The sequence below is a fragment of the Paenibacillus sp. FSL R7-0302 genome, assembly GCF_038006885.1.
Classification (GTDB): domain Bacteria; phylum Bacillota; class Bacilli; order Paenibacillales; family Paenibacillaceae; genus Paenibacillus_AQ.
Genome location: NZ_JBBOWB010000001.1, coordinates 37,462 through 51,243, shown reverse-complemented (window position 1 = coordinate 51,243; position 13,782 = coordinate 37,462). Strand labels below are relative to the sequence as shown.

The following is a 13,782-nucleotide window of genomic DNA, read 5'->3' as shown; positions in this document are numbered from 1 at the left end:
ATTTATATCCGAAATTAGATAATTTATACTAAAATCAATAATCAAATATTATAGAACAAAAAAAACCACAGATGATAGGCTAATTACTAGCCTCACTCTGTGAGTCTTTTTGGTTTTCTATTCATTATTTCGAACACCACTTAATCATGTTCTCCCGCTCTTTCTCATGAATCTTTACTAATAAATTTAAATCAAATTTTTTTGCACTGTAGAGTTTCCTTTAACTGTCTACTCCTGAATTTTAGCGATACTCATTGAAAAGAAAATAGAAGTATCCTGATTTATTGCTGTAAAGATAAACTTTATAGTCTCCTCTTCCCCTGCATAAACATCTGCTTGGCTATGCATCTCATTTAGAGGTTTATCTTAGTATATTGTGCTCACAAAAGTCGTTCTATGGATCTATTTGAGCTTCCTGATTGTGATTATGTAACTGTATTTGATTGTGAAGGCTACGTATGTCCCCGATAAGCTCAGAATCTCCCAGTTCGCACAAGCGATCGATAGCTTGGGAAAACTTATGCTCAGGAGTTCCGCTGCTAGTATATATTTGGGTCAATGCCTGAAGAACGAAATTGTACATCGTATTATGCATATAACTGAGGATAATAAGATAACGGTTACTGCTCTTCGTGAATTCCTGATTCATATCCTTGTTTGAAGTAATATGCTCCAGGCCCGATAGTCCTTTATTGATCACAGATATAGGAACGTACTCCAGAACATTCACATAAGCATCAAGAAGTTTAATATCCTCTATTACTAAATCAGTCATTAAAAATCTTATTATAGCATCTAGTCCGTATTGAGTAGATATAGCCCTTAGTTGCTTACATTTCTCGTCTTCTTGAGCCGTCTCCGACCAAGCCCTGAATATTCTACGGATATCCTCCTCATGATGTTCCCTTAAAAGCGGGTAAGTAAAATGCACGGATAAATAGCTTTGGATATCTTGCTTCAGGCCTTCTATGCTATTGTGTTGTTCATACACCCTGCCCAGTAGAGCAAGATTTGTTGGTTTTTTATAAAATAAAACATTAAAATTCGATTGATTTCCGGTATTTATGTATAAAAATTTGAATAAAGAGATTAATGTCTGACCTTCAGAATAGTTTGAGTAAGACCCTTTGTCGTACCTGCTGTTGAATTTCTCTGTAAAAAAAATGTACAACAGCTGATTCCTGCTTACCTTAGAAGCGGCAATCTTCTCTTGCAGCTTTTTATGTAGAATATGTGATGAGGTCTTGTTGATTAAGTGGGCTTCCTGTAATTCAGCCTCTGAGCCCCCCTCTTCCAATGCTGCATAAAATGTGTCCAAATCAGATTCAGATAACTTATTGGATGGTGTGGAGTACATGAAATATGTCCAGAAGTGCTCGGGCGTCCCGATCCTCTTCTGCAGCTCCCATTCCTTTTTGAGCTCATTGTTATCCATTAGAGGGAACATCTTATCTAAGATTTTGTAATATGATGCATATAATGATCTGACCTTTTTCCTGAAATCCGCTTGACTTTCCATATTCCTTACTTTACCTAGAAAATAATCGCTGTGCTTTAATATAAATTCGAACAAGCCCGGTTTGGCGACTTTAATCGCTAACAAACTGATCAGATCCATCGCGTATATTTCCTTCTTCAACAAAGGCAGATAGACCTGTAATAGATTGCTTAGACGCTGCAAATTGCGGGGCGAAATCTCCATCTGCATTAGAATATCCCTGACATGTATCTGGTTAAGCGCAATTTTCTCCGCCACCAGAATAGGCTCTATCAGTTCCCAACCAAGGACGCTGAGCAGCTCCATATCGCAAGCAGGTATGTATAACGGAACTTGGATGAATTTTTCGAGATAATCCTTGCCTACATCTTTTGCAAATTCTTTGGAGTACATCTGCGCCAATGAATTGACGATGATCTCCTCATCCATTGCAATAATGTAAGTGGTGTTCGGGAAATCCGCGACCATGCGCACCAGCTTAAACACCATCTGGATTTCTTTATTATCTAACCGGTCCAGATCATCAATAAAAACTAGAAGCTTAATCTTCGCAAACTTGAGTCGCTCCACAATTTGCACCCTCATGGCATCCGCATCTGTATAATCTTTGCTGAATTCAGCATCTTGAGGCAAGTCCTTGAGGCTAATGATCATCCCTGGAGGACGCAGGCTGAGTGGAGTTAGCAGCTTCCGATAAGATTTCAAGTCACGGATTAGTCCCGGATCATAACCTTTGGAATGAACTTTCACCGAATCTATTAGCTTGTTCAAAAACTCGGGAATCAGATTCATGTAATCCTTGCCGAAAAACCATGGCTGAAAGCGGACAATTACTGTGCTGCTTCTACTTTCTTCCTCCAACTTTTTCTCCATCAAATCAAATATGGATGTTTTTCCTGAGCCCCACGGGCCAAACAAACCAATGGTCAAAGCCCCTTCGTTGGCTGAACTTGCGTGCTTTTCAATAGTCCGGGCTATGTGTTCTGCAAATCCTTCTCTGTTCAGCTTATCCTTTCCCTGTTTTCCGAGGGAGGGTTCTGTGCTAAAACGGACTGCTTTTGGTTGCTCGCTCACGGGAGAAGTCTTTCCGCTCCAATATTTAACGATCAGAGAGATCAGAATCGCCGCGGCAAAAAATAATAACAATACTACACTCAGTCCGAAAGTTATATCATATAAAACTGAGAAAAGTGGTCTGCCCCAGCCAGAGTACTGATCGTTTAATAGGTGATCAGCCACAATTGCTGCAGCCCCCCCGTTGTAGAACAGAAATTTTCGCATTAACAACGGATTTCTGCTCCACGATACCCAACCGGTAAGCACCTGCTGATAACCCCATGCGGCTAACAGCATAGCCAGAACATAGGCAAGTATGACGATTTGCTGAGCAGGGCCTACATAGGTTCTAGCGAACAGCGCTGTCCCATAAACCCTGAGTATAAGCAATCCAAGATATATCATGCTTCCAAACAGAAGCGGCGGCCCCAGCTTACCAGCCAACCATCTGCCTGTATTAAATTGTTCCTTACTAATTTTCACCATTAACTCACCTTCACAATAATAAATTTCTCATCAAATGAAAAAAACAGTTCTCCTATTATAGGGTGATCTTTAAAAAATGGCTATGTATTTTCCCTTTAGCCTAATAACTCGTATATTTTTAGTCCCGGCTTTAATTCTCGTCCTAATAAGACCTGTATAAAAGTCCTTGTCTTCCAACACCTAACTAAAATAAAAACTCAATATTACTTGTCATACCCGCTTACATGCACAATATTATTTGAATTTACAATCGTTATCAGTTGTATTCATTATTATGCTCTCAATATTTTTAATTCTGTTGCCTATCTCATATAATTTATAATGATGGGGGTAGTTTTTATAAAACCGTGAACGATCCCAAGTTTCTAAAACTTCTTCCGATAGTTCCTGTAAGTATTCCAACTCTTTATAATAATCCTCATCAAACTTTTCAGGATATTTTACAGTTGCACCTACAGTAATTTCAAATAGATTAGTTATATAATCATTTAATCTAGAACTTGAACTAGCACTTTTATCCTTTTCATATGCAGATTTTATAGATAGCCAACTATAAGGATTATCATTTGATAAGCCAAATAGTTGGTCTTTATATGCTACATTTATGATTAAATCATAATACGGGTTACTCGTTTTTAGTTGTATTGTGCCATTAACACTATCATAATATATATTAGCATGATCTTTTAAAGAAGACCTAAATTGCCAACTAAAAAAATTACTTATTGGGATTGCTATGTCAATGTTTTCATTACCATATTCATCAAAAATAAATGAATCATTCACAAATTTAACTTCAGGTAATAAATGTGAATTTGTATTGGTATCATAATGACCTAATCGTTCTCCAAGTACAGTTATTAAAGAATAAAAAAATAACTCAATCATTAATCGTATCCTTTCATTATTTGAAAGTGCATTTATTTTATTTGGATCTAAAAGTAAATATACTGAAGTTATTTTGTTAGAAATATTCGGAGCTAATTGAAGTTCTTCAGGAATACCTATAAGGTTCGTATATGTTGGATTAAAATGTATATCAGTAATTATCTCTGATATACATTTAACATTAAATTTCGGCAATGTCGTGTTATGGAATAGCCAAGTAAGATGTTCATCATCCACCAATTCATTACCGTGGTTTGTTCTTATATAATAAACCCTTCCTTTTATCCTCCCACTATCCCTACCACTAACCACTGCATGAGGAATACTTCTTCTCCTAGGTACTTCAATAAGAAAAAGTTCATTTTCTTCAATTTTAAAATAATTTGCAGTAATATTAATAGAAGGACTAATTTTGTCCTTCACAGTCTGTTGAAAATATTGACCAAGCATATCATTTCCTTTTTTACCATTCGATTCAAACTTCTCGAATATTCCGTTACCTTCATAAGTACCATCATCATTAATTCCAATGACTATATTTCCTCCCTCCCTATTTGAAAATGCAACTATAAGTTTGGCAAAGTCATCACCATTAAATTTATCATTATCATTCAAACATTTTCTTGAATTTTTAAATTCCCAGTGTATGTCCTCAAAACTTCCACTATCTAATTGTTTCAGAAGTTCTTTCTTAATCCCCATATGTATGATCCCCCTTAATTTTAAGCTATTCAATTATCCTAAACAGGACGCTTTTATATACCTCCGTTAAACATAATTTTGTCTTGAAAGTTCTTCAGCATCGGTATGGAGTAATAGTTTGATTCGTCTTGGAAATAATATCTATTCGCCTCGTCCCCCATGTATAGATACATATTCTATTTACAATTTCAATTTATTCAATATGATAACTACTCTTAGTTTAACAACGTACAATCATTTTAGACCGTCACTAATTTAAGCTAAAATAACTTGTGCTAAAGTTCTCTACGGAGCAGAGCATATATCTGTATCTGTACGTTTGATGCCTTCCCATAACACAATATATATAATGAATGAAAATTAAGGGTACAGCGTTATCTAGTGTCTAATAAGCATGTTTATCAAGAATTCATTCTTAATTTTTTCTTCAGTTCTAATATTCCAATAATTTCATTCCTATCGTGGTCATTGAGTTCCCTATAAATATTCACCAATTTTTTCTCATCCTGATCTTCGTATATAACTCCATTTTCTATCTCCAAACCAGTTAACAACCAATTTAGATTAACAATATAATTGAGCCTAATAGCTATTAGTGTTTCAGCTGAAGGATTGCTATTCCCCATTTCGATTTCACTCAGATTTCCTTGAGATATCCCAATGCTTTTCGCAAATTGCGATTGGTTTAACTTCATTTCTTTTCGGATGCATTTAATTCTATATCCAATATCATTCATCATTCTCACCGCCATTGTTTATAGTTCATGAAAAAATAAAATTCCTCTTATAAAAAGAGAGCAGCCTGAAAAATTTCTTTCAGACTGCTCTCTAGGTGTACTAACATTTATATAGTGGTTCACGACTTTTGATATTGGTTCACGACTTTTGACATTGGTTCACGACATTTATTACTGGTTCACGACTTTTATTTCATTGGACAAAAATGTATCCAATTCCCCTAACCCTACTCCACAGTAACACTTTTCGCAAGATTTCTTGGCTTATCAACATCATGACCCAGAGCCAGAGATGCATAGTACGCCAGCAACTGCAGCGTAACTACAGACAGTGCAGCGGTTAGCAGCGGCAGGGTCTGCGGGATCACGAAGACCTGGTCAACGGAGCGGAGCAGGTCTTGTTTGTGCTCTTCGTGGGTGATGGCCATGACATGGGCGCCACGGGCCTTCACTTCTTTGATGTTGCTGACGGTCTTCTCCAGCACGGATTCCTGAGTCGCCAGAGCAATGACAGGAACGCCTTCTTCGATCAATGCCAGAGTACCATGCTTCAGTTCACCCGCAGCATAGGCTTCAGAGTGAATGTAGGAGATTTCTTTGAGCTTCAACGAACCTTCCTGAGCTACAGCGTAATCTACGCCGCGGCCGATGAAGAACAGGTGCTTGTGCTCAGCGATCTGCTCAGCGTAGGCTTTGATCGCGTCTTTTTGACCCAGAATGACTTCTACTTGCTCCGGCAGAGACTGCATAGCGGCCAGAATCTTGGTAACCTCAGCCTCAGTCTGTGTGCCGCGAACTTCAGCCAGATACAGACCCAGCAAAGTGAATGCAATCAGTTGGGAAGTATAAGCTTTGGTCGAGGCTACAGCGATCTCTGGGCCAGCCAGCGTAACCAATACACTGTCGGCTTCCCGGGCAATAGAGCTGCCTACTACGTTAGTGATTGCCAGCACATGAGCTCCGTTCGCTTGACCTTCACGAAGAGCAGCCAGTGTATCTGCAGTTTCACCCGATTGGCTCACTACGATCACCAGTGTCTCCGGAGTTACGATTGGCGAACGGTAACGGTATTCAGAAGCGATATCGTTCTCTACAGGAATACGTACCAAGGACTCAATCAGGTTACGTCCAACCAGACCGGCATTATATGCAGTACCGCAAGCTACCACTTGGATATTGCGGATGTTCTTGATTTGTTCTTCTGTCAGGTTAAGCTCAGGCAGAATAACCTTGTTGCCTTCAGCGTTCATGCGGCCGCGCATCGTATCACGGTAAGCCTTAGGCTGCTCATGGATTTCTTTAAGCATGAAGTGCTCATAACCGCCCTTTTCTGCGGTAACGGCATCCCAATCGACAGTAATCATTTCCCGAGAAATAAAGTTGCCTTCAATCGTCATCAGTTCGACAGCATCCCGTGTCAATACAGCCATTTCGCCGTCGTTCAGAATATATACGTTGCGGGTGTATTCCAGCAGTGCAGGAATATCGGACCCGATAAAGTTCTCGCCATCACCCAGACCAATAATTAGCGGGCTTGCTTGACGTACTGCTACCAATTTATCCGGTTCATATTCAGTCAGAACCCCCAGTGCGAAAGCTCCGCGCATGTAAGAGATCGCCTGTTGTACAGCCTTAACGATATCTCCCTTGTATTCACGGGCAATCAGGTGGGAGATGACTTCTGTATCTGTCTCCGAGGTGAAGTGGCATCCTCCGGCAATCAGCTCTTCCTTGAGATCCAGGTAATTCTCGACAATCCCGTTGTGTACTACCGAGAATTTGTGACTGTTGTCCGTGTGAGGATGAGAGTTCTCATCGGACGGCTTGCCGTGTGTTGCCCAGCGGGTGTGGCCGATGCCGGCACTTCCTGTCAGTGGAGTCGCATCCAGACGGGATTCCAGGTTCGCCATACGTCCCTGTGCTTTTACAACCTGCAGACCATCCTTCGTGAATACCGCAATCCCTGCGGAATCGTACCCGCGATATTCCAGCTTCTTCAGACCCTCTACCAAGATTCCCTGCGAATTCTGACTACCAATATATCCCACAATACCACACATTATATTTTCCTCCGTCCAATTTATCGTAATTAGGCGCGCATGAGGAAAGAAACGTGCCGTGCGGCATGTTTTGAAGAAAAGCAAATATGATGTTGTCCATTACACCCAACATGATAACCTGTCAATTACATCGTTAGTCACGATTATGCACAGTCTTCTCCTCTGCCGTGGCAGAACCGTCTGCGTTCCTGCAAATGCGCATACCCATGATTTGTACATCTTTAAGTTAGCACCCACAAAAGCGTTGTGTGCAAGGTCGCCCTCGCATTTTCCGCTTCCATTTACGGCTCTGGTGCATCACCGGGAGGTCCCCGCCGAACATTTCGAACACCTCCACCTCGTCAGCTTACATCTGCCGTGATCCGTTCAGACCGTCCTGCACTGCTTACACAGCCACCGGTCCTCCCTTCTCTCCCGCGCAAGATCAAGCTCTGGCGCTTGTGTTGCAATAACCTTACGATCCCCGCTTTCCTTCTGGAATGACACTTAGTCTATTATATGCACCTCAACCCGTTTTTGCAACGATGTGGCGAAGAAAACCTTTTTCATCCATTTCACACTTTTTCCAAACAGCCATGACCCCATTAATCATTCAGCCGGTGAACGAATCGGATTGATCCATCCACCGGCTACCCGTTCCTGCTACTTCAGTGAGTGATTACACCAGCTCGCGCTGAACCACTTCAACAATCTGCCCTACAAAAAGATCCAGCTCCGCCTTATCCGGCCCTTCGGCCATTACACGGATCAGCGGCTCGGTTCCCGAAGGACGCACCAGGACACGCCCGTTGTCGCCCAGCTTGCTTTCCACTTCTATGATCGCGGCCTCAATGGCCGGATTGTTCGGATAATTGGTTTTGTCCTGAACACGCACATTGACCAGCACCTGCGGATACTTAGTCATCATGGACTTCAGTGTGCTTAGTTTTTTGCCGGAAGACTTCATGGTATTCACCAGTTGAATCGCAGTCAGAATGCCGTCACCTGTAGTATTATAGTCCAGGAAAATCACATGGCCGGATTGTTCCCCGCCCAGATTATAGCCGCCGCGGCGCATCTCTTCCATCACATAACGGTCACCGACCGCAGTCTTTGCCGTATTCAGCGACAGCTTCTCCGTTGCCTTGTAGAAACCGATGTTGCTCATTACTGTAGATACAATGGTGCCATCCTTCAGCTTCCCTGCACGGTTCATCGCATCCCCGCAAATACAGAGAATGAAGTCGCCGTCCACCTCGTCGCCGTTCTCATCGATAGCGATCAGGCGGTCCGCATCCCCGTCAAAAGCAAGTCCCAGATCCGCACCATGGCGCAGCACCTCTGCACGCAGAGTCTCCGGGTGTGTGGAGCCGAAGCCGTCATTGATATTAAGCCCGTCCGGCTCTGCCCCAATGGCAATCACTTCCGCGCCCAGTTCCTTGAACAATCGTGGTGCCAGCTCATAAGCTGAGCCGTGTGCACAGTCGAGCACCACCTTCGTGCCCTTGAAGCTCTGGTCGATGGTAGTCTTCAGATACTCCAGGTAAAGGTATTTCGCTTGATCATCGACCCGCAGCGTGCCCAGACCCGATCCTACCGGACGCGGCAGCTCATCGTGCTCGGCATCCATCAGCTCCTCGATGCGCAGCTCCGTTTCGTCTGTCAGCTTGAAGCCGTCTCCGCCGAAGAACTTAATTCCGTTATCCTCCACCGGATTATGCGAAGCAGAGATCATCACTCCCGCATCCGCCTTCAGCAATCTGGTGATATAAGCTACAGCAGGTGTAGAAACTACACCCAGACGGATCACATCTGCCCCAATGGACAACAAACCCGCTATGAGTGACGATTCCAGCATCGGACCCGAGATCCGCGTATCCATCCCGATGACCACTTTAGGCTTTTCCACATTTCCTGCCAGCACATATCCCCCGCAGCGTCCAATACTGTAGGCCATTTCTGCTGTTAATTCACGGTTAGCCACCCCGCGTACGCCATCTGTTCCGAAATACTTACCCATCTTTTTTTCTCCTTTTGAATACGCTGCTTCAGCTTAATAAATTATAGTATGAATGATTCGATAATTCGTGTATGTCAGGTACATACAAATAGACTCTTTCGTGACCGGAAAGTTATGTTCCGCCCGTACTCTCGGCATTATTGCCGCTTGCGGGCGGCGTTGGTTCAGCAGTCTCCGGCGGAACATGTGTCGGCGTCGGGGTCTCCTCTATAATCTCACCGGTATGCTCCGGGGTTGGCTCTACGAGCGTCTCGTTCCCGGATGCAGGCTCAGCACTGGGCTCCGGCGTAGGCGTCGTCGGGACAGGGCTACTGTCCGGCGCGGCAGTCGCGGCCGGAGCAGCAGGCGCTACCAGCTCCACCTTCGCAACAAGCTGCGAGGCGGTATTCTGCAGGGTAATGAACCGGGGGAGCGACACCTGCAGCGTAACATCATAAACACCGGCCGTAAGCCCCCCGGCATCTGCAACCACACTGATGCTATCCTGGTCGAGCTGGTCCAGCAGTGTTGGCGCACCTGATAAGGTCAGATCCATAGTGGCGCTTCCAGGGTCTAGGATACGGGCTGTCAGCCCGCTGCTGACGCCCTCCAGCTTAATGGGGATAGCAGAGAGGGTCCGCTGGGTAATCTCCGCCGCAGAGACCGCTACGGTCATGGCGGCAGGCTCAATCTTGCCGGTGCCCTCCGGCGGCTTAAGCTCCAGCTTCATCTGCTCTGTGCCCGCATTCTTGATAGCGCTCAAATCCAGGACAGCCTCATACGAGGATAAGGTCTTAAGGGTCTCTGCACTGCCATATACCGTTACCATATCCTGTTCCGGCGTTACCCTGGACAGCACCAGTGAACCGGGCAGACTGCCGGTGAAGCTGATGTCCAGCGGCAAGGTTTTGGACGGGAGGGTAACAGGCACTTCTACCGCTACTGTAGAGGGTTCAATGACCGCATCCTCCAGCTCGTTCCCCTTACTGTCCAGAGCGAAGAGCTTCAGCCGCTTCTCGCTAAAAGTCTCATTCTGCCCCTCCAGCTCCACCTTCCCCTGCACCTTCGCTACCCGTCCAAGATCACTTGCCGGAAGGGTAACCTCTACGGATACAGGGTCAATCACAGGGCTGCCTACTTCATAGCCTGCTGCCGGCTCTCCCGTAATATTCAGCGAGACGGGAAAAGACTTCGTCGTCCGCGCCTCGATATGCACATTCACCTGATTCGGGACCATAGCTTCCAGGGTTACACCACTCGGAGTCGAATACATCAGCGGAAGCGTGTTATCACCGGGCTTCACATCCTTCAGATCCAGCCATACCCGATAAGCATCGGAGAATTTATAGGTCAGATCGGACTTTTTGCCCATTACCTCCATCCTGACGCTGTCCACATCCTTGGTCAGTACATAATTCTCACTGTCAAAGCCTTCAATCTCCACTTTGACATTCTCAATCGTCTTCGATTCGTTATTAACCGTAGTCTGGTACGTTGGCGCTGTATCCACATGCACAATAGTCCACAGAATAATCCCCAGAGCCAGGGCAAGGATCTTGTTGAAGTTGTTGTTCTTCATCCATTTATCCATTGTCTTTATTCCCCCTCCGTTTCCAGAAAGCGGAGCTCTTCTCCATCAGGGGCGAGCTGCTTGCGCTCAGCTCTTGGTGCAGCTTCGAGATCAGGGACTCTTCCTTGATATCCCGGACAATTTGTCCATTGATGGCCAGCGAGATCAGGCCGGTCTCCTCAGAGACGACCACAGACACTGAGTCTGCCACCTCACTGATACCGATTGCGGCCCGGTGCCGGGTTCCCAGCTCCTTGCTGATGAACGGATTCTCCGAGAGCGGCAGGTAACAGGCTGCCGCAGCGATCTGGCCTCCCTGCATAATCAGCGCTCCGTCATGCAGCGGCGTATTGGGGATGAAGATATTAATCAGCAGCTCGGAGCTGACCTCAGAGCGCATGGCGATCCCGGATTCCGTATATTCATTAAGCCCAGTGGCCCGTTCGAATACGATCAATGCCCCGATTTTGCGGACAGCCAGATAATTCACGGCTTTAATCACTTCACCGATTAATTTACTGATCTCCTCATCATTCTCCGCATTCCGCCCGAAGAACTTGCCCCGGCCGAGCTGTTCCAGCCCCCGCCGCAGCTCCGGCTGAAAAATAATAAAAATCGCGAGTATCCCAAAAGTAAACACCTGGTTCATCAGCCACCTCAGGGTATACAGATCCAGTAGAGTACTGCCGCCCCAGATGACGACCAGGACCATAATCCCCTTCAGCAGCTGAACCGCCCGCGTCCCGCGCACCATGTTGAGCACTTTATAGATAATGTAGCTGACAATTAGAATATCAATTATATCTTTAATGGATTCTTTCCATGTAAGGTCGGTAAAGTAGCTCATGGCCGAAAACCCCCGTGATTTCAAATTAACTGGGTTTATGTAAATTGTCTGTTAAGCTTGAATCTTATTCTAGGTTATAACGTTACGCCTCCGGTTGCAAGTTTGGCGGCTGGTAAATTGATGAACCTGTCATTTCAGGCAACAAAAAAGCGCCATCTTTCCGGAAAAAGAGGCGCAAATGAGTTATCTGCTACAAGCGACCAACATTTAGCTATCGGTAGGCAACTTCAGAGAACATGTTCGTCACTTTATACCAGATCCAGCTTACGGCTTGGTCTATACTTTTGACTTGCCCGGAGATATGGGCGGTTGAAGCCTGATACAGCGAGCCGTCGATTACCGTTACGTTCCCGTTGACTTCCCCGTAGACTTGAGTCTTACCGTTCTCCACCGTCAGATCGCCGGAGATAATTTTGCCGGAGGGTACAATCACCGTATTCCCCTTGATCACAACCTGGTCGAGGTCTGCCCCTCTAACCACAAGCTGCCGATCCTGATTCCAAAAGGTTACGGAGCTCATCAGCATCACAAGAATGAACATCGACGCCGCCGTCAGGGCCGGATGTCGCTTGATCCAGGTGATGAAGGCTCTTTCCTTCTTGGGTTTCGGTAATGAATCCATGATCCGGCCAACCAAATCCTCCGAGGCCACAGGTGTCTGGTGCATCAGGGAAAACATCAGCATATCGGTCTGTTCCAGTTCTTTGAACCTCGCACGGCACTCCGTACAGGATAAAAGATGCTCCTTCAATTCCCTCTGCTGCAGGTCGGGCAAGTCGTCATCCAGGTAGTCGTGCATCATAGAGACGGCCAGTTTGCATTCCATAGGAGCCAATCCTTTCATACGTGCTAATTTAGTGCATAAGACTTGCTTAACTTACATACGTCCCTGCAATGCAGGAGTTTCATAAAAAATAATCTATTTTTACAATTTGGGTCCTAACTTCTTACGTAAAAACTCACGGCCACGATGCACCCGGGTCTTGATCGTCGTTACAGGCATATCCAGCACATCGCCGATCTCCTGAAGCGACAAATCCTGCAGATAGCGCAGAATCATAACCGACCTGTACTTCACGGGCAGGCTGTCGATGGCTTCATAGATGAGTCTCTGTGTCTCCGAGAGCAGCAGCTCCGTCTCCGGGGTCACATTATCGCTCGGAATCATCGAATACCCGTCAATCCCCTCTTGGTCGTTCATCTCGGCATCCAGGGAATAGGTCGGGCGACGCTTGCGCAGCCGGTCAATGCAGAGGTTCGTGCCAATCCGGTAGATCCATGTCGAGAACTTCTGCTTATCATCATACCTGTCCAAATTTCTGTAGACGCGCAAAAAAGTCTCCTGAACAACATCCTCCGCCTCATGGCGGTTATTCAGCATACGGTAAGCCAAATGATAAATTTTGTCTTTATATAGTTCCACAAGCTCGGCAAATGCCCTTTGGTCACCCTTCAGGGCGAGCTTTGTCAGTCTGCCTTCCAGATTCTCCACCTGTTAACTCCCCCAGACTTGCCGCCCTTGGACTTTCAGCTCTTCGAAGACCACGGTACAAGCATTTAAATCGTAAATCATGTGCTTGCAAAAATCAAGGTTTGTATTGTTACCTTCTATATAATGTGCTGGAAAAGCTTGCTGCGGGACGCTGGCGGCTGATCGCTGAAGGAACCCCCTCGCCCCCTGGCGGCTGATTAGTCGGGGGCTGCGCAGAACATTTGGACTTCCGGTCGCTGTTATTGGCAGATTTCCTGATTAGAACCGCAGGCCGCGGTTGAAATCTGCCAATAAAGGCGAACGCTATCGCTCCTACAGTTCCAAATTTCCGCTCCGCCCCCTCCATCAGCCTGGTTCCCCCCTACTACTGCTACCGCTTTTCTTGTTGCCCAAAGTATATCTCAGGCAACAATGGGGTGGGGCATGGGCTCGGCCGGGTCCCTGGCCCCCGGCCTCCCTGGAACGGCA

Annotated in this window: 9 protein-coding genes; all 9 read right to left on the bottom strand. The window is 45.5% G+C overall.

The genetic code is table 11. From position 1 onward, the window contains the following. Positions 1-394 precede the first annotated feature (394 nt). Positions 395-3,040 carry a KAP family P-loop NTPase fold protein gene (locus MKY96_RS00325; RefSeq protein ID WP_340937803.1) on the bottom strand — a complete coding sequence of 882 codons (2,646 nt, stop codon included), beginning with the start codon at positions 3,038-3,040 and terminating at the stop codon, positions 395-397. 234 nt (positions 3,041-3,274) lie between these two features. Beyond that, positions 3,275-4,630, bottom strand: a complete 1,356-nt coding sequence (locus MKY96_RS00320; protein WP_340937802.1) for an AlbA family DNA-binding domain-containing protein — start codon at positions 4,628-4,630, stop codon at positions 3,275-3,277. Between the two features lie 401 nt (positions 4,631-5,031). Then, positions 5,032-5,367, bottom strand: coding sequence for a helix-turn-helix domain-containing protein (locus MKY96_RS00315; protein ID WP_340937801.1), 336 nt, complete (start codon positions 5,365-5,367; stop codon positions 5,032-5,034). A 227-nt stretch (positions 5,368-5,594) separates the two neighbouring features. Then, on the bottom strand, positions 5,595-7,427 hold the full coding sequence (gene glmS, locus MKY96_RS00310) for a glutamine--fructose-6-phosphate transaminase (isomerizing) (RefSeq protein WP_340937799.1): 1,833 nt from the start codon (positions 7,425-7,427) through the stop codon (positions 5,595-5,597). A 658-nt stretch (positions 7,428-8,085) separates the two neighbouring features. Next, positions 8,086-9,426 (bottom strand): phosphoglucosamine mutase, encoded by a 1,341-nt coding sequence (gene glmM, locus MKY96_RS00305; RefSeq protein ID WP_340937797.1) that lies wholly within the window; start codon positions 9,424-9,426, stop codon positions 8,086-8,088. A gap of 112 nt (positions 9,427-9,538) precedes the next feature. Further along, entirely contained in the window at positions 9,539-10,996 is a 1,458-nt protein-coding gene (locus tag MKY96_RS00300; RefSeq protein ID WP_340937795.1) for a CdaR family protein, read from the bottom strand. Further along, positions 10,989-11,822 (bottom strand): diadenylate cyclase CdaA, encoded by an 834-nt coding sequence (gene cdaA / locus MKY96_RS00295; RefSeq protein ID WP_076081805.1) that lies wholly within the window; start codon positions 11,820-11,822, stop codon positions 10,989-10,991. Before cdaA ends, MKY96_RS00300 begins: the two co-directional genes overlap by 8 nt. A 211-nt stretch (positions 11,823-12,033) precedes the next feature. Continuing rightward, on the bottom strand, positions 12,034-12,648 hold the full coding sequence (locus MKY96_RS00290) for an anti-sigma factor family protein (RefSeq protein ID WP_036724508.1): 615 nt from the start codon (positions 12,646-12,648) through the stop codon (positions 12,034-12,036). Positions 12,649-12,747: 99 nt separating this feature from the next. After that, the gene (sigW, locus tag MKY96_RS00285; RefSeq protein WP_036696241.1) at positions 12,748-13,314 is read right to left on the bottom strand and encodes an RNA polymerase sigma factor SigW; all 567 of its coding nucleotides are present in this window, start codon (positions 13,312-13,314) and stop codon (positions 12,748-12,750) included. Positions 13,315-13,782: the final 468 nt, after the last annotated feature.